The sequence below is a fragment of the Collinsella sp. TF11-5AC genome (genome assembly GCF_003436775.1).
Classification (GTDB): Bacteria; Actinomycetota; Coriobacteriia; order Coriobacteriales; family Coriobacteriaceae; genus Collinsella.
In genome coordinates this window covers 1-21,278 of record NZ_QSQO01000020.1, presented here as the reverse complement: position 1 = coordinate 21,278, position 21,278 = coordinate 1, and the positions used below count along the sequence as shown (strand labels likewise).

Here is a 21,278-nt window from a genome sequence, read left to right as displayed (position 1 = left end):
GCCCCAGGCCCGGCGTCGTGTAGGAAAAGCTACTTAGAGAGCCTTCTCGATGCGGCTCGTGACGCCCTTGAGGTTAAGACCGACGACGTACTGCTTGATCGGGCGCTTGATGTGCTCGATCACAAAGCGCTTGCCGTCAATGTCCTGGGCAGCGAGGTTGCGATAGAGCTTCTCGACCTGCTCCTTGACCTCGGGATCGTTGAACGCGTAGTGGCCGGAGACATCCAGAATCTTCAGGCTGAGCTCGTCGTCGGCCAGAATGTCGTCAACCTGCAGGTTTACATCGTCGCCGGTCATCCACTTGCGCCAGCGCTCGGTCTTGATGGCCTTGACCAGCAGCGTGTGATACAGATCGGAGGGATCGTCGCACAGGCCGTTGTCGACCAGAATCTGCTCGGTAGCGCAGAGCTTGAGGTAAGCGCGGGTCTCCTCGGTGCCGTACTGAGGGGCGACATTGGAAGCGGTCACGTGTGCCGGGATGTGCTCGAGCAGCGTCGCGTCGTCCAGGTAGTCGGCGTTGTGCTCCTTCAGGCCCACGCCGTAGCGCTTGGCCATGTCGGCGAGCTCGCGGGCATTCTTAAAGTTGTAATGACCGACCTGCTCGGTCCAACGGGTGAGCGTACCGGTCTGGCCGACGATAAAGGTGGGCATGGGGCAGCCGCGCTTCTCGAGCTCGGGCTGCAGCTGAGAAATGAACTCCTCGTACTTGTCGGTGGAGGTCAGGCCGCCATTGGTCTCCTCGGTACCGACCTCATAGGCAACCTCGGGCAGGTTATGCTCGCGACGGTACTGCTCAAGATAGTCGATAAGATCGATCGTGCGGCGAAGCACCACGTCGAGCGGAATAACCTTGCCGATCTGATAGGGGTCCTTGGTGGGGTCGACCATCAGCAGGTCAAAGCCTGCCTCCATGTCGGCGACAAAGGACTTGCGGGCGAGCTCCATGGCCTCGTCCTCGGGCAGGTGGGCGTTACGCTCCTCGTCGCGCTGCCACGGACCGCCGTGATCGCGGCACAGGTAGTACGGACCGGTATAACCCACCTCGTCGGCAACCTTCTTAATGTCGGCGGCAAAGCGCGTCTGGTCCCAACCGTTGACGTAGCCGGCGCCCATCTCGTCCATATCGACCTGGTTGCGGCTAGCGATAAACATGGGCGGGAAATCCTCGTCCTTGGCAAGCTCGAACACGGCCTGAATCAGGTTGGGGCTCATGGGACCAATGCCGACCATGGTTGCGTGATCGCCGCTGTCCTGCAGCTTGAGCATGCCCTGAACGGCCTGGCGGATGGTGAGGTTGGACATTTTGTTCTCCTTCTCCAGAGGATTTTTGACAAAAGTTCCCTGGGACCCAGATGTGGGCCCTATCAGTGCGGATGGATTTTGTTGTGTAGGGGCGGTTGTGCGGAGTCAAATCCATCCCTCCGCACAACCGGAGTCCTTAAAGGTTTACTTGGCCTGCTTATCGAGCGTGGGCTTCATGGCAATCAGGATTGCAGCGGCGACCAAGGAGCCAATCACGATGTCCAGGCAGAACAGCGCGACGTTGTTGGTGGCCAGGGCGACAATAAAGCCACCATGCGGAACATAGCAGTCGATGCCCTGGAAGGCGGCAAGCGCCGCGCCCACGGCAGAGCCGATGCAAATGCCGGGCAGGGTGTGGCCAAAATCCTTGACCGCGAAGGGAATAGCGCCCTCGGTAATACCGATGCAGCCCATGAACAGCGCAGAGATGCCCATCTGACGGTCAGCGTCATCGAACTTGTTCTTGGCGATGAGCGCAGCGAGGCCGCAAGCAATCGGGGGAATGGCGACGGCGACGCGGAACATACCGTTGGGGCCGTAGATGCCGGAGGCCATGATGGCCATGGTAAAGGTTGAAGCGGTCTTGTTGATGGGGCCACCCATATCGAAAGCGGTCATAACGCCAATGACCAAGCCCAGGACGACGGCGGAGCCGCCCTGCAGGCTGCCGAGCACGCTGGTGAGCCAATCCATCACAAAGCCAAGCGGCGTGGCCAAGATGTAGATGTAAGCCATGCCCAGGACGAGCGAGGTCAGAATCGGGATGATCAGAATGGGCATGATGGTCTGGATGGTGTTGTTGACCTTCCAGGTCTTCATCCAGCGGACAAAGTAACCGCAGATGACAGCCATGATCATGGCGCCCAAGAAGCCGGTCGAAACGCTGTTGCCGCTCGGGGTGACGACGGCGTTGTTAACCAAGTAGCCCAGGACGAAGCCGGGGGCAAGTGCGGGCTTACCGGCCATCGAGTAGGCGATGTATGCCGCAAGCACCGGAATCATCATAGAGATGCCGGCCATGCCGATAGTGTTAAGACTCACCATCAACGGGTTGGTGACCTCCATACCGCTAGCACCGGCAGTACCGGATGCCAACGAGAAGGCGAGGAACACGCCACCGATAACGACGATGGGGATAAAATAGGAAACACCGGTATTGAATGCATTGAGCAGCGTCTTGCCAGGATCGGCAAAGATGGACTGCCTGGACGCCGGTGTCGGGGCCTGCGGGGCAGCGGAGACGGCCTTCTTCTCTGCCTTGGCCTCGGCCTTGGACGCGTCAACGGCACCGCCCGTCGCCTTGATGATCTCGACAGCCTGGTCGATAATCTTTACCGGATCGGCGATTACATCCGAGGTGCCGACCTTGAGGAACTTGCCCTCGGCCATCTTTTGCTCAAAACGGTCCTCGTTCTCGACACCCACGTCGACGGACTCGAGCACCAGGTCGGCGGAATCAACGTCTTCCTGCGTGAGCTCATTCTCGATACCCAGACCACCCTGAGCCTCGACTTTGCACTCGATGCCACGAGCGGCGCATTCATCCTGAATCGCCTTCTGGGCCATATACGTGTGGGCGATACCCACGGTACAGGCGGCAACGCCTACGATCTTCATTGCTTCCCTCTTTTCATAGAGTTGCGTGCGCAAGACACCGTTTGCGGAGGCCTCCGGAGCATCCCCTGCCGTTTGGACTTGCTGTCTTTTCGACAAGACCAATATAGGTGCTCGTTTTTCTTAATGCCAGTTTATTTCGGTAAACGCGCAGGTCAGAGCGTTGGTTACGCTATTTAGTTATGCGTTTAACTAAAAATGAATCCTGCGATTTTACCCTCGATTTCAAAAGTCAAGAAGTATTTGATTTTCTCGGTAGACGGCAGATGCGCATGCCGGTCACAAATTTCGACCCCACCCATATACCGCATTTGTTGCATACTCATATGAAAGGAAAAAGTCGCTCGCCAAAGCGCATCCCTCACCAAGACTCAAAGTCATCATGTTGGAAAATGCTCATCTGTCGGAAGGAGTCGCTGTGGCAAAACAGCGCGTTACGATCGCAGACGTCGCTCGAGAGGCGGGAACCTCGACGGCAAGCGTCTCGTATTACCTCAACGACAAACGAGAAAAGCTTAGCGAGAAGACGCAGGCAAAGATTGCGCGCGTCATCAAGGAACTCGGATACGTTCCCAACGCCCAAGCGCAAACGCTCACCGGCAAGCAAACCCACGTCATCGCCATCATCATCTTGGATAACACCAACAAATGGGCGGGCCTCGTCCTCAACGGCATGGAGCAGGTCATGCTCCCCGCGGGCTACCAGACGGTCGTTTGCACGAGCAGCTTTAACCCCGAGACCGAGCTCATGTATGTCGACAAAATGCTCTCACTGGGCGTCGATGGTTTTATCATCCAGCCCACGGCAAATTTCAAGGCAGTCCACGACCGCATCAAGCGCGCCGACAAGCCCGTCGTCTTTTTTGACGCGGCCATCTACAGCCCAGGCACCAGCTGGATCAAAACCAACCTCTACGACGGCGCGTACAATGCCACGCAGGCGCTTCTCGACGCCGGCTACGAAGACTTCTTTTCCATCGCCGCCAACATGACCGAAATGCGCACTCGCATGGAACGTTTTCAGGGATATGCCGAGGCATTGGCCGCGAATGGGCAGCTCTACAAAGCCATCCCCATCGATCACAACAAGCCGTCAATCAACGAGCTCACCGAATACTTTAAATACAAGTTCAACCCCGCCAAGCGCACGCTCATCTTCGTACAAAACCAATGGGCGCTTCCCCGTGTCTACAAGGCCCTCCAACCCATGGCCCATCTACTTCCGCAGCAAATAGGTCTTTTGGGACTCAACTGCGAAGACTGGACCAACCTCACCACGCCGACCGTCTCCACGATCATCGAGCCCGTCGACCAGGAAGGCAGGGAGGCGGCCGAGATGCTGCTCGCCTTGCTTGACGGCAGCAGCCAACCCGGCGAGCAGCGCATTCTCGAGTGCAAGCTCAACTGGCTCGACTCCACCTCGATCTAGCCATACGTCAAATATGAAGCAAATGAACCAGTGGCGTTTGTCCCAAATCTTAAGTATTTGTTCGACAGAACGGCCTCTGCCGGCTCCTGCTAGACTAGTAGATTCCCAACCGTCCATCCAGGAGCCCCCATGTTGCGCAAGTCCGCCTACAAGCAAGCACTTTCCATCGGCACCGCCGTGGTGCTGGGGTTTGCGCTGTTTACGGGATCGCTCGATGGGGCGCCCAAGTTGCTGTCGCCGCAAAGTGATGAGCAGGCGGCGGCTCTGGCCGAGAAGCAAAACGAGAGTCCCAGCCGTACCGACGACGAAGCGGACTTGGTCGCCCGGCTCGAATCGGGAACAGCGAGCTCCGAGGACTCCGGCAATGGCTCCGATTCCGTCGCAACCGACACCGGCGACGACGCTTCCGCGGACAGCGTCGCCACCCCCATCGACGAGGTCGAAAACCCCGACCTCAACCGCGCCCGCGGTGTATATCTCAGCAGCATTCCCGACTACGCCGGCAACCCCTACGTTGCCCTCCGCGCCGACGGCACGCATCCGCTCGGCATGCCATCGTTCACGCTCGATGAATACGAACGGGCCACCGAAGAGGGCTGCTTTAAGAAATTCTCCAAGCTCGACAGCCTGGGCCGCACTCGCAAGGCGCTCGCCTGCGTGGGCCCCGAATCGCTCGGTCAGGGCAAGCGCGGCGATATCTCGCGTATCCATCCTGCCGGTTGGCACCAGCAGCGCTACGACTTTATTCCAGGCCAGAGCCTCTACAACCGCTGCCACCTCATCGCCTGGTCACTCTGCGGCGAAAACGCCAACCGCAAGAATCTCCTCACCGGCACGCGCTATCTCAACGAGACGGGCATGCTGCCGTTTGAAGAGCGGATCCTCGACTACGTCCGCGACACGGGCAACCACGTGCTCTATCGCGTCACGCCTATGTACAACGAGGAGGAGCTCGTCTGTCGTGGCATTCGTCTGGAAGCACAATCGATCGAGGACCACGGCAAGACCCTGTGCTTCCACGTGTACTGCTACAACCTGCAGCCGCACGTGCAGATCGACTACGCCACCGGCCGCAACCAGGCATCCGGAGACTAGTGCCGACCGCGCCGCCCGTAACCCAAAAATGATCCGTTTTCCTCCGTTCCCAAGGGATCAAATAAGGCCGCCCCGGTTACCCAGGGCGGCCTTTTCGTCAGCACCTACATTGCAGACAAAGCCACACGTTACTTAGCTCGGCCCTCCTCATAGCGCTCGACCAGCTTGGCCTGAACGTCATAAGGCACCTGCTCATAGCCTGCAGGCTTCATGGTAAAGTCGCCCGTGCCGCGCGTGATAGAGCGCAGGCGCGTCGAGTAATCCGTTAGCTCGGCCAGCGGCGCCTGTGCGATAACAACGGTGTCGCCGCGCTCATCGGTCTCCATGCCCGTCACGCGACCGCGCGAGGCCGAGATGTCGCCCATCACGGCGCCGGCGTAGCTCTCGGGGATAGTCACCGTGATTTCCTCGATGGGCTCCAGCACCACCGGGTCGGCATCGGCGCACGCCTTGCGCAGGCCGATGCGGGCCGCCGCGCGGAACGCCATCTCGTTGGAGTCGACGCTGTGATACGAGCCATCGTACACAGCCACGCGAATGCCCGTGAGCGGGTAGCCGGCGATGATGCCGTCCTTCATAGTCTCCTGGACGCCCTTGTCCACGGCAGGGATCAGCGAACGCGGAATGCGGCCGCCCACGACCTCGTCAACAAACTCATAGCCGTCGCTCGTGCCGTCGGGCCCAATGAGCGGCTCCACGCGCAGCCAGCAGTCGCCGTACTGCCCGGCGCCGCCGGTCTGCTTCTTGTGGCGACCCTGGGCGCTTGCCGTGCGGCGGATGGTCTCGCGATACGGAATGCGGATCGGCACGCTCTTTGCCACAACCTTGGTACGGTCCTCCAAACGGTTGAGCAGCACCGAAACCTGCGCCTCGCCCACCGCCGAGATGATGGTCTGCCCGGTCTCCTCGTCGCGGTCGATACTCATGGTCGGATCGGCCTTGCAGGCCTTCTCGATAAACGTGTAGAGCTTCTCTTCGTCGCCGCGATTCTCGGCCTCAATGGCGATGCGGTACTGCGAGTTGGGGAACTTAAACGCCGCAGCCTCGACCTTACCGGTAATCGAGAGCGTATCGCCCGTCTCGGCAGCCAGCTTGGGCGCCACGATGATATCGCCGGCATAGGCGTGACCGACCTCGGTCATGTCGCGGCCGCACATCACATACAGGTGAGCCAGACGCTCGCCCTTGCGCGTGCGCGCATTGACCAGCTCAAGGCCCGGTTCAAGCGTACCCGTCAGCACCTTGATAAAGCTGATGCGCCCCTGTTGCGGATCGGCCAGGGTCTTAAACACAAATGCCACCGGACGGTCATCGTCACTCGAGATCTTGAGCGAGTCGCCGTCGATGAGCGGCATCTCGCCGTAGTCGGTCGGCGCCGGGAAGTACGTCGCGATGTCGTCCATCAGCGAGTTGACGCCCTGCTCCTTAATGCAATCGCCCGCAAAGACCGGCACAAAAATGCGCTCGGCAATCGCCTTCGACAGCAGGCCCTCGAGCTCTTCCTGCGTCAGCGTCTCCTCGCCTTCCAGGTATTTCATCATCAGTTCGTCGTCGGCCTCGGCCACCAACTCGCACAGATGGTCATGGGCCTCCTCGGCCTGGGCACGATACTCCTCGGGGATCTCCGACTCAACGGCTTCGGCGCCGTTGCAATGGCGCGCCTTCATGCGCACCAGGTCGATGATGCCGTCAAAGTCCTCGCCCTCGCCCCAGGGAAGGGTCACGGCGCCTAGGCGCGTGCCAAAGCGCTCCTGCAGCAGGTCCATCGTGGTCGCAAAGCTGGCCTCGGAGCGCGACAGGCGGTTTACGAACACCGCGCGTGCCAGGCGTAGGTCCTCGGCGGCATACCAGAGCTTAACCGTCGTAGGCTGCGGGCCGGCCTCGGCGTCGACCACAAACAGAGCCGTCTCGCAGACGCTCATCGCGGCAAAGGCGTCGCCGATAAAATCGGGGTAGCACGGGGCATCGAGCACATTGATGCGCGCGCCCTTCCAGTCGATCGGCGCGATGGTCGTCGAGATGGAAAATGCACGCTTGACCTCTTCGGGGTCATAGTCGAGCGTGGGCTTGGTGCCGTCGTGGCCGCCCAGGCGGGCGGTCTTGCCGGAAAGGTGGAGCATGGCCTCGGCGAGTGAAGTCTTGCCCACCCCGCCTTGGCCTACGAGCACCACGTTCCTTACGTTACCGGTCTTGGGAGCACCCATGATGACCTCCTTGCAGGGCCGCGCGCAATGCGCGACGCCAACGGGGAGAGTTCGCGGTCGGTGCCGTCCCGGGAGCAGCATGGTCGGCAGCCGAGCCGACTCACCCTCCAAATGTCCTATGCCACCACCCTACCCTCACGGGCGGCTGTCCATGCATACCTTTCGGCACACGTATGAATACAGGCGGCGAGAGGAAGAGACGAGCTTGTGAGGCAATTATTGAACCCCGTCGATGTAAACAAAAAGCCGCCACAGACCGTAAGACCTGTGGCGGCTTCGCCTCAATTAATAGTTGAGTAAATACCTGAGCCTATCCCTCGATACGGCTCAAGAACTCACGCGTGCGCCGCTCGCGCGGATGGTCGATGACCTGCTCGGCAGGACCCTCCTCGACAATACGACCGCCATCCATAAAGACCACGCGGTCGGCAACATCGCGCGCAAACTGCATTGCGTGGGTCACGATCACCATCGTCATGTTCTGCGCAGCGAGGTCCTTAATGACACGCAGCACCTCGGCCGTCAGCTCGGGATCGAGCGCCGAGGTCGGCTCGTCAAAGAACAGGATCTCCGGGTCGAGCGCTAGGGCGCGGGCAATACTCACGCGCTGCTGCTGACCGCCCGAAAGCTCACACGGAACCTTATTCTCGTTGCCCATAAGCCCCATCTGAGCAATCAATTCATACGCACGAGCTTCCGCCTGCTCGCGCGGGCGCTTAAGCACGCGGATCGGCGCGTCGATGATGTTTTTCATCACGGTATAGTGCGGGAACAGGTTGTAATTTTGGAACACCAGGCCGAATCGCGAGCGCGCCTGCTTGGGAACATCTCCCTTCGCATAGACCGCGCCCGATCCCACATCCGTCGCAACCGCAAGGTCGCCAAACGAAAGCGAGCCACCGTCGAGTGTCTCGAGCAGCGTAGCGCAGCGCAGCAGCGTGGACTTACCGCCACCCGAAGGCCCGATAATCGCCACGACCTCACCGCGCTTTACCTCGAGCGAGATATCCTTGAGCACCTCATTGCCGCCAAACGCCTTGCGCGCGTTCGCTATATTCATTACCGTTCCGGACACGGGAACCTCCATGTGTTTGAAAAGCACGACGGAACAGGCTAGTCGTGGTAGTAGTCAAGTCGCTTTTCGGCAGCGCCCAGCAGCATCTCGACCACAAAGTTAAAGACCCAGTAGATCAACGCCGCAATCGCAAACGGCACCATGCTCACCTGCGAGGCGACCAGCGCCTTGGCGGTCGAGAACATCTCACCCACGCCAATGGCAAACGCCAGCGACGTGTCCTTGACCAGTGTGATGATCTCGTTGCCCATCGCCGGCAGAATACGCTTGGCGACCTGCGGCATCACGATATACAGAAACGTCTGCAGACGCGAGTAGCCCAGCACCTCGGCGGCCTCATATTGACCGCGCGGAATCGACTGCAGGCCCGAGCGATAGATCTCGGCAAAGTAGCCGGCGTAGTTGATGATGAATGCCACGACGCACGCCGTCCATTTGGAATCGGGCGTGAGCGAGATGCCAAACACGTAGTACGGGGCAAAGTAGATCGCAAACATCTGCAGCATAAGCGGCGTGCCGCGCATGACCGAAATATAGATGCGCGCGATCCAGCGAAGCGGCGCAATTTTGCTCATGCGCATAAACGCCACGGGAATTCCCAGCGGAATCGACCCCAACAGCGTCAGCACAAACAGCTGCAAGCTGACCAAGAATCCCTGGCCAAGCATCTGCATCATGACCTGAATAGACAACCCAAGCTCTCTTTCACAGTAACGGAACAGCGAACCCAATGCTAAAGCGGGTTTTCCAGGTGCCCGAGTTTGCCGTGAAAGAGGAGCGCCGCGTACTAAATGTACGCAAGCGACGGTTTGAACGGCAAAATCGGGTGCCTGGGAAAGCCGCTATTTGAGCACCCAGTTGTCGAAGGAAAGACCATAGCTTGAATACTTGTCGCACAGGTCCTTGACCGTGCCGTCCTCATAGAGCGCCTTGAGCGACTCGGTCACGGCGTCGGCCGACTTGGTGTCGCCCTTCTTAAAGCCGACGGCGTAGTGCTCGCTGGACAGCGGCTTATCAAGCTGCGTATAGGCATCGGGCTTTGCGGCCAGCTGATACTGAGCGATCGAGAGGTCACAGGCAACGGCATCGACCGCACCACTCTCGAGCTGCATAAACGCCGTGTTGTACTCACCGATGGTATCGAGCGTGGCAAACGTCGCGGCCAGATCCTTCTGGTCGCCCTCGAGCACATCCTGCGCAGCGGAATCAGTCTGGGTAATCACGGTCTTGCCGGCAAGATCGTCCCAGCTCTTGATACCCGCGTCCTTCTTGACCACCAACACCTGCTCGTTGAGCATATACGGCTCGGAGAACGTGTAGTCGTCCTCGCGGCCCTCCATGGTAAAGCCGTTCCAGATGCAGTTGATGGCGCCGGAGTTGAGCAGCGTGTCCTTGGCATCCCAATCGATGGCCTCGTAATCGACATCCCAGCCCTGCTTATCGGCAACGGCCTTGGCAAGGTCAAGGTCAAAGCCCGTGTACTCGCCGTCATCGCCCACAAAGCCGTACGGAGGGTAGGACTTGTCAAAGCCCACCACGAGCTTCTTGGACTCCGCGGCGCCCTTCACATCCTTGGCCGCGGCAGAACCAGCAGCGGAGCCCTTGCCAGCACCACCGCCGCAGCCGACAAGACCAAGGCCAAGCACCGTGGCGAGCGAGCCGGCTAGACCAACAAACTGACGACGAGACATATCGGTATTCATGGTATTCCCCCTCGATAGCACTTTAGTTAGGTAAAGTGAGTCATGTAACGTTCAGAATCATACACTTTACCTTGATAGAGTACAAGGGAGGGTTTGCCCGCCGGGTGCCGGGGCAGGGGTTAAGTTTGCTGCTCTACAGTCCTGCTCACGACGGAGAGCACATTAAGTGCTCTCCTGTTCGTGCGGAACTCGCGACAAACTTAACTCCTGCCCCGGCACCCGGCGGGCAACCTTCGTTGAACTTATCACTGTCATGAAATGGCCGCTTGTATATCGTCCTTTAACTTGGAACGGTACAATGCTTTCAGCTTTCAATTTATACATTAGTGGGGTTAATTCATGGCAGAATCTCGTGCGGAGCGTAAGGCTCGTCGTGCTTTGATCGAGGCGGCTGAGGGGTCGGAAGAGAAAAAATCTTCTAAGAAATCCAAGTCGTCTCAGGATGCGAAGGGCAAGGTTAAGACCAAGCGTTCTGGCTCTCGTCAGGGCGGGGATAAGGCGCCTCACGTTCGCTCCAAAGGCTCGCGCAAGGATTCGGCTCAGCCTGCGCGTAAGGCCGTGGATCCCAAGTCTCCCTGTTCGATCATGAAAGCTTGCGGTGGGTGCACGGCGCTCAATCGTCCTTATAAGAAGCAGTTGGCGGCCAAGCAGGCTGCTATGGAGGAGCTGTTTGCTGAGCTCTGTGAGCGCGAGGGTGTTGCCGTTGATCCCATTCGCGGTATGGGTGTTACCCTGGGCGACCCGGGCAAGTATCCTGCGCCGCGTGGTTTTCGTCATAAGGCTGCCACTCCGTTTGCTCCCGGCAAAGAGGGCGCTGTCCGCTGCGGCTTTTTTGAACGTGGGACGCACAGGATCGTTGCTGTTCCTGAATGCCCTGTCGAGGCGCCGGGCACTCGTCAGATTCTCAACGGCATCGCTCGCGAGGCCGAACGTCTGCACATTCCCGCCTTTAACGAGGATAAGCACCTGGGTCTGCTTCGCTATGCCGTCGTTCGCTGCGGTTGGCGAACCGACCAGATCATGGTCACCCTCGTGACTGCCCAGCGCGATCTGCCGCATGCGCAGGAGTTTTTCGAGGCCGTCGCCGCACTCGATCCGCATATCGTCACCGTTGCCCAAAATATCAATGGCCGTCCCGGTAACGCCATCTTGGGTGAGGAGACTCGCATCGTCTATGGCGCCGAATGCATGCGCGACCAGCTGCTCGGCTGTGAGTTCGACATCTCCCCCACTGCGTTCTACCAGACCAACCCGCAGCAGACCGAGCTGCTCTACCGGCTCGCCATCGAAGGCATGGACCTACGCCAGGGCGACGTGCTTATGGATGCCTACTGCGGCAGCGGCACCATCGGCCTTTGCGCCGCAAAGGATGCCCAGGACAAGGGCATCGGTATCATGCTGCTTGGCGTGGAGCGCAACCACGCCGGCATCGCTGACGCACGTCGCAACGCCGAGCTCAACGGCCTTACTCGCAACGCATGGTTTATGGCCGACGATGCCACCGACTACATCCTCGATGCCGCCGACAACAACGAACGCGTCGACGTCCTTTCCATCGACCCGCCGCGCGCCGGCTCCACCCCCGAGTTCCTCGAGGCCGCCTGCGCGCTCAAACCGCGCCGCATCACCTATATCAGCTGCAACCCCGTGACCCAAGAGCGCGACCTGCACCAGCTCCTCGACGGAGGCTATCGCCTGCTCAAGATCACGCCGGTCGACATGTTCCCCCATACCGACCACACCGAAACCGTAGCGATCCTCGAGCGCCGCTAACCCACCCCGGTCGATTTTTGGGACAAGAAAGGGGGCGGCCCGTCTGGACCGCCCCCCTTTCGTTGGCTATATGAGCCCGTTACATGCTCTTGCGCAGGTCACACACGCCGGCAGCCGCCATCTCGCGCAGCAGCGTCTCGCGGTCGCGCGTCACGATCAGATCCAGCGGGAAGTGAATCTCATCGAGCATCTTGCGCGCCTGCTCGAGCTTGCCAATCGCCATACCAATGTGCGCGTCGGTCGAGACGCCAATCCCCACGCCCAGCTCGGCGCAGCGCTCGGCAATCTTGCGGCACACGCTCCAATGCTCGGCATCGGTGCCATGCTCAAGACTATGGTTGTTGATCTCGATAATCTTGTGCTTGGCCTTGGCCGCCAACAACACCTCATCGATATCAAACGGAACGCCCGAGCGACCCGCGTGGCCCAGCATGAACACCTTGGGGTGCTCCAGGGCATTGATATACATCTCGGTCGCCTGGGCCAACGTCGCACCTTCGGCAATCTGCGGATTATGCACGCTTGCAACCAAATAATCCAAATTGCGCGTAACCAAATCGAACAGCGAATGCTGGCGGCTGTACGAATCGCCAGCAATATCGAGCGTGACAGGAGTGTCCTCGCCAAACAGGCTTCCGTCCAGCGAAACGATATCGGCCTCGGCGCCACGCAGTACCAGTACGCCGCTCCAAATGCGCGGCCAGATATCCTGGTTGATAAAGAACTGGTAACTGCGCAGGTCATTGGGGCAAGGTGAAACCATAGAGCTCAGATGGTCGGCAGATCCGAGCACCTGCAGGCCACGCTCTGCCGCCCAGTACACATTCTCCTCAATGGTCGAATATGCATGCGCAGAGAACATCGTATGGGTATGGATATCACAAGAAAGCAGGTAGGGCATCGGATCTCCTTATCCGGCATGGCCGTCGCGTATATTCATTGTACGCATAGCTTTCGGCAGTCGTAAAACTGCTTCATCCCAATCACACAACGGCATAGACAACGGGGTCTGGCTTAAAACCAAACCCCGTTTCACGTAAAACATTGTAAGCAGAGCGCTTTACTTTTAACGATACTCGTCTGCCAACTGTTTCCAAGCGGGTAGCGATTTGATAATCGTCTCGTAACTCACGCAATAGCCAAGGCGGAACCAGCCCGGCATGCCAAAGCTGTCCGAGGGAACCGCGAGCAGTTCGTACTTCTTCGCGCGCGCGCAGAACGCATTCGCATCGGGCTCCAGCGCTTTCACCCACAGGTAGAACGCGCCTTCCGGCTCGACATAGGTGTAGCCGTACTCCGCTAGTGCGTCGGTGAGCGCCGTGCGGTTGCGCGCATAGGCCTCGACATCACTCGGCTCATCGATACAGTCGATGATCACGCGCTGGAAGAGCGCCGGTGCGCACACAAAGCCCAGCGTACGGGCGGCACCCGCAACAGCCGGCATCAGACGCGCCGCCTGCGGGTTGGTGTTGGGAACCAAAATCCAGCCCACGCGCTCGCCCGGCAGCGACAGCGACTTGGAGTACGAATAGCACACGACGGCGTGCTCGTAAATCGAGGGCACCCAAGGCACCTCGGCGCCGTATACAATCTCGCGATACGGTTCATCCGAGATAAGCATAATCGGGTTCTCGGGATCGCGCTTGGCGTTGACCTCGCACAAAACTTTAGCCAGGCGCGTCAAGGTATCGCGCGTATACACAGCGCCGGTCGGGTTATTGGGCGAGTCGATAATGACGGCAGCCGTCTTATCGGTAATCGCCTTGAGCACGTTATCCACGCTCAGCTGGAACGTATCTTCATCGGCGAGCGCCTCGACACACGTACAGCCGGCCTTCTCAATCCACACACGATACTCCGGGAAGTACGGAGCGATAACGATGACCTCGTCGCCCGGATTGGTAATCGCGTTGAGCGTGCAGGTGAGCGAAGCCGCGGCACCCACCGTCATAAAGACGTCCTTGCCCTCATAGCTCGTGCCGAAACGGCGATTGAGCGACTCAGCCACGGCGGTACGGCACTGCGGCAAACCCGGTGCAGGCGTGTATCCATGCAGCTGGTCGCTCGGCAGCTCCAAGGCCTTCTTAATGGACTCAGCCACGGCGGCAGGCGCCGGAACACTCGGGTTTCCCAGCGAAAAATCGAATACGTTCTCTGCACCGATCTGTGCCTTGCGCTCAAGGCCATAGCTAAAAATCTCACGGATGATGGAACTTTCCGCACCGCGAGCAAACATAGTTTCGTTGATCATCTGTTCCCCTTTCGCATAGGCGCTATTGTACGCTTTAGTCGGGCAAAGTGCCGCAGCAATGTTGATTGGGGCCAGACTTAAATGCGTGAAAACGCTCATTTAAGTCTGGCCCCAATCAACAGACGGCCCCATATCGCTCAAAAGAAAAAACCTCCGCAGGTTTCCCCGCAGAGGCTTTTGCCACAAAGACTATTTGTCGTCGTCGGTGTCAGTGCCGGCATTGACGGCACAGTCATCGCCGGCATCATCGGATGCGGTCTCTGCATCTTCCTGCATAGCCGCCTGCGCAAATGCCGCGGCGTCCGCCGCAAGCTCCTCCTCGCTCATACGAGGCGCACGCTTCTTGGTCGGCATGCCGGCCGCCTTGGCATTGCGCTCCTCCTTGGCCGCCAGGATATCGCCCTCGCGCTCAAGATAGGCATCCCACTCGTTGTCGAGCAGGGCGTTCACGGCGTCGCCTTCGACGGTCTCGCGCTCAAGCAGCACCTTGGCCATCAGATCGAGCTGATCGCGACGGGCATCCAAAATCTCGACCGCACGGCGATGGGCCTCGCGCATGATGCGCTGAACCTCGATATCGATGCGGCGCGCCGTCTCCTCGGAGTAATCCTGGTGATCGGCGTAATCGCGGCCCAGGAATACCTGATGCTGTGCCTCACCAAACACCTGCGTTCCAAGCTCCTCGCTCATGCCCAGACGCGTAACCATCTCGCGCGCCATCTTGGTCGCGCGCTCCAGATCGTTGCTCGCGCCCGACGTGATGTCGTCGCACATGAGCTCCTCGGCAACGCGGCCGCCCAAGAACACGGCAAGCTCGTCAAGCATCTCGTTCTTGGTCTTGAGGAAGTGGTCCTCCTGCGGAAGCTGCAGCGTGTAGCCCAGCGCCTGACCGCGGCTGACGATCGAGATCTTGTGGACCGGATCGGAATGCTCCAGGATGTGGCCCACCAGGGCGTGACCGCTCTCGTGGTAGGCAATCGTGGTGCGCTCGGCCTCGGTCATCACGCGACCCTTGCGCTGCGGACCGGCAATCACGCGCTCCATCGACTCCTCGACCTCGTCCATGGAGATCACAGAACGATGGCGGCGCGCAGCCAGCAGTGCAGACTCGTTGAGCAGATTTGCCAGATCGGCGCCGGTGAAGCCAACGGTCATCTGGGCGAGCTTCTCAAACTTTACATCCTCGTCCATCGGCTTGTTCTCGGCATGCACGCGCAAGATCTGCTCGCGGCCCTTCACATCCGGACGGTCGACCGTAACCTGACGGTCAAAACGACCGGGACGCAGCAATGCCGGATCCAGGATGTCAGGACGGTTGGTCGCGGCGATCAGGATGACCGACTCGCTTTCCTCAAAACCGTCCATCTCGACCAGCAGCTGGTTGAGCGTTTGCTCGCGCTCGTCGTGACCGCCACCCAAGCCAGCTCCGCGCTGACGTCCCACGGCATCGATCTCGTCAATAAAGATGATTGACGGAGCCTGAGACTTGGCCTCCTTAAAAAGGTCGCGCACGCGGCTGGCGCCGACACCCACGAACATCTCGACAAAGTCGGAACCCGAGATGCTAAAGAACGGCACGCCCGCCTCGCCGGCGACGGCCTTGGCCAGCAGGGTTTTACCGGTACCCGGAGGGCCAACCAGCAACACGCCGCGCGGAATCTTGGCGCCCAGCTTGCGATAGCGGTCCGGATCGCTCAAAAAGTCGCGAATCTCCTCGAGCTCCTCGACTGCCTCGTCCACACCGGCAACATCCTCAAACTTGACCTTGGGGCGCGTTGCCTCGTTGGTCTTGGCGTTGGTCTTGCCAAACTGCATGTTCCTGCTGTTGGCGCCCATCATCTGGCGCATAAAGTAGAACATGATGGCGATCAGGGCGATCGTCGGAAGCACGCTCATCGCCAAGTCGCCCCAAAAATCGGGGTCATTGGTGTTGACGATGTACTTGGTATCGGGGTGCTCCGCCATAAGCTCGGCAAGCGAATCGGAGCCGACATAGGTCGAGGAGAAGCTCTTGAGCTCGCTCGTGTCACCCTTGTCCTTTTTCGTCTTCCAGTAATGACCCGCCACGCTTCCGTCTTGAACCGTATAGGTCAAATCTTCGACGCGATCCTGCTTAATGGCGTTAACCATCTCGCTCGTCGCGAGCTTTACGGTATTGCTGGAATTGGCAAAGCCGGAGCCCATGTTAAAGAAGGCGTAGCCCAGAAGCGCGCAAGCCAAAATAAAATACAGCCAGCCCGTACGCGTGGGCTTCTTGCCTCCGGGCATCCCCGGGATCTTAGGCTCCCGGGGAGTCTGGGAATTGTTATCGTTACGGTCGTCGGGCATCTTACGAATAAACCTCCGGTTTCAAAATGCCCAGATACGGAAGGTTACGATAGCGCTCGGCATAGTCGAGGCCGTAGCCCACCACAAAGGCATCGGGGCAATGGGTTCCAACATACTTGGGCGTGACGGCCGAGGTACGGTCCTCAACGTCCTTCCACAGGAAGGCGGCAACCTCCAGCGAAGCGGGCTTGCGGCTCTCGAGGTTCTTCATCAGATACTTGAGCGTCAGGCCCGAGTCCAGAATGTCCTCGACGATCAGCACGTCGCGACCGCGGATGTCGATATCCAGGTCCTTAATGATACGCACGATGCCCGAGGACTTCACACCGTCGCCATAGCTCGAAACGGCCATGAAATCGATGTTGGTCGGCAGCTCGATCTTGCGCATCAGGTCGCCCATAAAGACCACGGCGCCGCGCAGGACCGCAATCAGCACCAGATCCTTACCCGCGTAGTCGCGAGTAATCTGCTCGCCTAGGCGAGAGACGATACCGTCGATATCCTCCTGCGTAAACAGAACCTTCTCGATATCCGGATGTTGAGAAGCCATGACAACCCTTTCTTGTGCTTATCGCCCACACACCGCCGTATGGACGCGAACTTCACATTCTAGCAGCGCACGGGGTATATTTTCCAGCCCGTACGCCATCAGCGCGGGAATACCGTCAACGTCGCACAGAATAGCTGGCGTGGGACGCTATTCCGCATCGACCACGCGGAGCAGATATGCCACGCGCGTTGCGGCCGTGCACTTAAAACGCTCGTCCGCGCGAACTCCGGCGACCCATACCACGGCACCTCCCGGAGCCGTTCTCACCACAGGAACGCCTGCGCGCTCAGAAACGGGAATACGAGCCTCGTTCAGCAGGTCTGACACTTTCTTGCTTCGGCCGTTCATCCCCAACGGGCACATCACATCTCCCGGTGCGGGACCGTCCACCCACAGGCGCGCCAATCGCGCCTCGGCAGGGATCTCGCCACGCGAGCCCGCCAGGATCCGCTCACTATCGCTGTCGGCAAAACCCAGGGCAGCCGCGTCTACCAAAGCTGTCACTTCCCCGGCAGCCGCAAGCTCACGGGCGCGGCGCACGATATCGCATCCCGGTTCAACGGCCATCGGCTCTGCGACCAGCACACGTCCCCCGCCCAACGGCAAACGACCGGGTACGGTAACCCAGTCCGCGACCAGGCCCTCGCGAGCCACCGGCGCCTTAAACGCCAGCATGCCAAACTCAATGCGTGCGTCAATCCCCGCCGGAAGCGTGACCGAGCCGGCGCCCTCGGCAACGCAGGAAAGGACTCGCTCCACATGTCGCATCTCTGGACGAGCGTCCGGATCGATGCGTTTAATCGCCAGTCTCACGATGCGCCGCGCGATTACCACCTCAGCCGCGGCCAGTCGACGAGCGTCAAGGACCAGTGCACCCGCCGCCTCCTTACGCAGGCAGCTTCGGAACGCCTGTGCGGAAAGCTGGGAAAGAAAGGCATCCTCATCGCCTAAGATCTCGCAAGCGGCGCCAATCGTCTTACAGACGTTCGCGTTGCGCTGCGCCACCACCGGCATCACCCGATGGCGCACATAGTTGCGCAGGTACGAAACGTCCTCGTTGCTTTCATCTTCCCGCCACGGCTGACCGTGCACCTGCAGATAGCTCACGAGCTCATCATGCGTGAGGTCGAGCAAGGGGCGAACCACAATGTTCCGACGGCGCGGAATGCTCGATAGACCCGCGGGACCCGACCCTTTAATGGCATTCATCAAAAATGTTTCCGCGCGGTCCGACGAAGTATGCGCGGTACAGATACGAGCCGCCGTCCGCGGTGCGCCCGATTCGGCACAAAGTTCGCGAACGTATCTCCGTGCCGCGGCATAGCGCACCTCGCGAGCCGCAGCCTCGATATTGCCCGATTCGTCATCAAAATAGGCATGCTCAACACACAGCGGCAAACCGTATTGTGCGCACAGGTCACGTACAAAGGCCTCGTCGCCATCGGATGCCTCCCCGCGCAGATGATGGTTTACATGCAGCACGTGCAATCGCTCGCGCGCAATGGGAGCGACGCCGCGCCCGTCCTGGATATCCAGCTTTGATGTGCAAGCCATAAGGAGCAGCGCCGTCGAGTCCGCACCGCCTGATACCATGAGCACTACGGGGGCAGCGGCCTGCCGCGTTGCCAGGGCGCTCTTATCCGTCCTCGGCGCGGCATGATGTCCATAGTGCTGAGATACCGTTGGCATTCGCTTCCTCCTCTATTCGTCCGCACTCATTGTATCCTTTGGAATCTTATGTCTCGCCTGCACCTTCATATCCTCGGCAGCGGCTCAAAAGGCAACTGCGCACTCGTCGAGGGACCTCAGGGGCTCATCATGATCGACAACGGCCTGTCCCGCCGCGAGACACTTAAACGCATGGCGGAGCTTGGCCTCTCGGCAGACGACGTCGCCGCTCTTGTAATCACCCATGAGCATGGTGACCATATCAAGGGGCTCGATGTATGGTGCAAGCACTGGCATGGTCCCCTCTTTGCCAGCAGGGACACCCTTTCATGCAAAGAAAACCTCGCGCGCCTGCCCGTAGAGGAATTTGACCCCGGCGACACGCTCCCCATTGCCGGCATCCACGTGCAAACCTACTCAACATCGCACGATGTCATCAATCCTGTCGGCTATCGATTTAATGCTCTTGATGATTCCATTGGGTTTGCCACCGACACCGGAGAGTTATCGAGCAAGGCCATAGGCATCCTCAAAGACTGTCGAGTTCTCGCGCTCGAAAGCAACCACGATGTAGCTATGCTGCGCGAAGGAGCGTACCCCCGCTTTCTTCAGGAGCGCATCCTGTCCACAAAGGGGCACCTCTCCAACAACCAGGCCGCCGAAGCCGCGCGCGAACTTGTTACCGATCGCACCGAACAGCTCATCGCCATGCATATCAGCCAGGACAATAATCGTCCAAGCCTTACCGTCAAAAGCTATGCCAACGCGCTTGATGCAAGTCTCGATGATGAACTCGGCAGCTCAGCCACCTGTTTTCAAGGGCCACGGAAGCTCTCTATACGCCCTGCAAGTCAGTATCAACCGACAACTATTCAATAGCCCACTCAAGACAACAAAAGGGGGCTGGGAATCACTTCCCAGCCCCCTTAATCCATACTCTCGATTGAAGCAGAGCCATCGTTAGTCGATAGAAATCTTCGTGACGTTCTTCTTCTCGACGATCTTAGGAACCGTAACGGTGAGGATGCCGTCAGCATACTTTGCAGAGAGGCCCTCGCTCGAAGCGTCCTTCAGATATACGCCACGCGTCGCGCTGTACGAGCTAAACTCCTTCTGGAGGAAGTTCTTACCCTCGTTTTCGGCGCTCTCCTCGACGTTCACGCTGATGGACAGGCGACCCTCATTGAGCTCAACGTCGATGTCATCCTTGGCGACACCGGTCAGATACGCCTTGACCTCGTAGCCATCGCCCTTGTCCTCAACGTCAACGGGGAACGCCTTGGAGGCAATCGAGTTGTTTGCAAGGTCGGTCATATCATCAAACAGATCGAACAGCGAGCTAGCAGAAGGACGAACGCCAAAAACCGAACGATAAGGAACCATGCTTGCCATGTTTACCACTCCTTTTAAGGACTGCCGAGCCATCTTCTAGGTGACTGGGACTTCTTTTGACGCTCTTATATATGCCCACCCAGTGCTCATATATACATCGACTATAAAGTTTTTTGAGTCCAGTACTATAAGCTTATCTAAGTGTGTATGACTAAGGTCTTAGTAAGGTTAAGGTTCTTTGAACCAGAGCTTAAATAAGAAGTATGTTCGCAGCTACAAATAACAAGGGGCTTACAATGAGCGCGTACGCGTTGTTGGTAACGAGCTAAAGGGCATCATGGACGACCAAAACCAGAACAATATGTTTATGCCGACACAGGGCGAAGATACTTCTACGCAGCCGCCACGGTTCCATCGCCCTCACATCTCGCAAGAGCCCATTAATGATCCTGAGCCCGATTATGTGACGAGAAATCGATATCAAACGCTCGAGGATGCCCAAACGGGACGTAAACATATGGGCGTTGCCTCGGGAGACCCTGTATATCTGAAAGACGCACCATTATCTAAAAACAGTGCAGTTAGTGATGAGCCGATGAAAGCATCCGCCGCTCATCAACAAAGAGGGCCTCGACCCAAGCAAACCTTGACGCATTCGGCTCGCTATCTCGAGACTCCAAAACAGGGAAAATCAATCTTCGTTTCGTCAAGTAAACGACGCAAGCAGCATCAGCTGACAATCCTGCTTATGATCATTGCGGCCATAGCAGTTGCCCTTGTTATACGATTTATTTTCTTTAAATAAAGGCTCAATACCGAAAACAACAAGATCGTCTGGTGTAATTGAGTCATTCACGCCCCGTAAACGCAAAAAAGGGGGAGGCCGCGAGGCCTCCCCCTTCTTCAAGTCTTGCGACGGCTCGGTGCCGTCCACCGGTCAGCGGCGCCCTGGCC

General features: G+C 58.8%; 17 protein-coding genes. 5 read left to right on the top strand and 12 right to left on the bottom strand.

All coding sequences use genetic code 11. The features are described from left to right. Positions 1 to 33: 33 nt before the first annotated feature. Together DXD16_RS08230 and DXD16_RS08225 are read right to left on the bottom strand one after the other, a co-directional pair. Positions 34 to 1,302: a class II D-tagatose-bisphosphate aldolase non-catalytic subunit gene (locus DXD16_RS08230; RefSeq protein ID WP_055251764.1), complete on the bottom strand. Its 1,269-nt coding sequence runs from the start codon at positions 1,300 to 1,302 to the stop codon at positions 34 to 36. A gap of 144 nt (positions 1,303 to 1,446) precedes the next feature. Then, entirely contained in the window at positions 1,447 to 2,919 is a 1,473-nt protein-coding gene (locus DXD16_RS08225; protein WP_117655770.1) for a PTS fructose transporter subunit IIC, read from the bottom strand. 415 nt (positions 2,920 to 3,334) lie between these two features. Between DXD16_RS08225 and DXD16_RS08220 the strand changes: the two genes are divergently transcribed. Both DXD16_RS08220 and DXD16_RS08215 read left to right on the top strand, forming a co-directional pair. Continuing rightward, entirely contained in the window at positions 3,335 to 4,345 is a 1,011-nt protein-coding gene (locus DXD16_RS08220; protein WP_233502680.1) for a LacI family DNA-binding transcriptional regulator, read from the top strand. Positions 4,346 to 4,474: 129 nt separating this feature from the next. Beyond that, positions 4,475 to 5,440 carry a DNA/RNA non-specific endonuclease gene (locus DXD16_RS08215; protein WP_117655768.1) on the top strand — a complete coding sequence of 322 codons (966 nt, stop codon included), beginning with the start codon at positions 4,475 to 4,477 and terminating at the stop codon, positions 5,438 to 5,440. Between the two features lie 128 nt (positions 5,441 to 5,568). Here the strand turns inward: DXD16_RS08215 and DXD16_RS08210 are convergent, their stop codons facing one another. From DXD16_RS08210 to DXD16_RS08195, 4 genes are all read right to left on the bottom strand, one after another. Continuing rightward, complete coding sequence (locus DXD16_RS08210) at positions 5,569 to 7,644, bottom strand: translation factor GTPase family protein (protein ID WP_117655767.1); 2,076 nt, start codon at positions 7,642 to 7,644, stop codon at positions 5,569 to 5,571. A 310-nt stretch (positions 7,645 to 7,954) separates the two neighbouring features. Continuing rightward, a complete protein-coding gene (locus DXD16_RS08205; protein ID WP_199408184.1) occupies positions 7,955 to 8,704 on the bottom strand; it encodes an amino acid ABC transporter ATP-binding protein in 750 nt (249 codons plus the stop codon). 53 nt (positions 8,705 to 8,757) lie between these two features. Then, entirely contained in the window at positions 8,758 to 9,411 is a 654-nt protein-coding gene (locus DXD16_RS08200; RefSeq protein WP_233502679.1) for an amino acid ABC transporter permease, read from the bottom strand. Between the two features lie 150 nt (positions 9,412 to 9,561). Further along, complete coding sequence (locus DXD16_RS08195) at positions 9,562 to 10,422, bottom strand: transporter substrate-binding domain-containing protein (protein ID WP_117655764.1); 861 nt, start codon at positions 10,420 to 10,422, stop codon at positions 9,562 to 9,564. 339 nt (positions 10,423 to 10,761) lie between these two features. Here DXD16_RS08195 and rlmD point away from each other — a divergent pair, with 339 nt between their 5' ends. Next, positions 10,762 to 12,195, top strand: coding sequence for a 23S rRNA (uracil(1939)-C(5))-methyltransferase RlmD (gene rlmD / locus DXD16_RS08190; RefSeq protein WP_117655763.1), 1,434 nt, complete (start codon positions 10,762 to 10,764; stop codon positions 12,193 to 12,195). A 79-nt stretch (positions 12,196 to 12,274) separates the two neighbouring features. Here the strand turns inward: rlmD and DXD16_RS08185 are convergent, their stop codons facing one another. The 5 genes from DXD16_RS08185 to tilS form a co-directional block, all read right to left on the bottom strand. Continuing rightward, on the bottom strand, positions 12,275 to 13,096 hold the full coding sequence (locus DXD16_RS08185) for a phosphatase (protein ID WP_117655762.1): 822 nt from the start codon (positions 13,094 to 13,096) through the stop codon (positions 12,275 to 12,277). Between the two features lie 165 nt (positions 13,097 to 13,261). After that, positions 13,262 to 14,446 carry a pyridoxal phosphate-dependent aminotransferase gene (locus DXD16_RS08180; RefSeq protein WP_117655761.1) on the bottom strand — a complete coding sequence of 395 codons (1,185 nt, stop codon included), beginning with the start codon at positions 14,444 to 14,446 and terminating at the stop codon, positions 13,262 to 13,264. Positions 14,447 to 14,635: 189 nt separating this feature from the next. After that, positions 14,636 to 16,714, bottom strand: coding sequence for an ATP-dependent zinc metalloprotease FtsH (ftsH, locus tag DXD16_RS08175; RefSeq protein ID WP_304529373.1), 2,079 nt, complete (start codon positions 16,712 to 16,714; stop codon positions 14,636 to 14,638). Positions 16,715 to 16,775: 61 nt separating this feature from the next. Continuing rightward, positions 16,776 to 17,324: a hypoxanthine phosphoribosyltransferase gene (gene hpt / locus DXD16_RS08170; protein WP_055251779.1), complete on the bottom strand. Its 549-nt coding sequence runs from the start codon at positions 17,322 to 17,324 to the stop codon at positions 16,776 to 16,778. A gap of 147 nt (positions 17,325 to 17,471) precedes the next feature. Next, on the bottom strand, positions 17,472 to 19,013 hold the full coding sequence (tilS, locus tag DXD16_RS08165; protein ID WP_199408182.1) for a tRNA lysidine(34) synthetase TilS: 1,542 nt from the start codon (positions 19,011 to 19,013) through the stop codon (positions 17,472 to 17,474). 48 nt (positions 19,014 to 19,061) lie between these two features. Here tilS and DXD16_RS08160 point away from each other — a divergent pair, with 48 nt between their 5' ends. Beyond that, on the top strand, positions 19,062 to 19,871 hold the full coding sequence (locus tag DXD16_RS08160; protein ID WP_117655759.1) for an MBL fold metallo-hydrolase: 810 nt from the start codon (positions 19,062 to 19,064) through the stop codon (positions 19,869 to 19,871). Positions 19,872 to 19,952: 81 nt separating this feature from the next. Here DXD16_RS08160 and DXD16_RS08155 read toward each other — a convergent pair whose 3' ends face one another. Beyond that, positions 19,953 to 20,384 carry an Hsp20/alpha crystallin family protein gene (locus tag DXD16_RS08155; RefSeq protein ID WP_117635977.1) on the bottom strand — a complete coding sequence of 144 codons (432 nt, stop codon included), beginning with the start codon at positions 20,382 to 20,384 and terminating at the stop codon, positions 19,953 to 19,955. 277 nt (positions 20,385 to 20,661) lie between these two features. Here DXD16_RS08155 and DXD16_RS10225 point away from each other — a divergent pair, with 277 nt between their 5' ends. Beyond that, entirely contained in the window at positions 20,662 to 21,129 is a 468-nt protein-coding gene (locus DXD16_RS10225) for a hypothetical protein (protein ID WP_147326474.1), read from the top strand. The last annotated feature ends 149 nt before the right edge of the window (positions 21,130 to 21,278 follow it).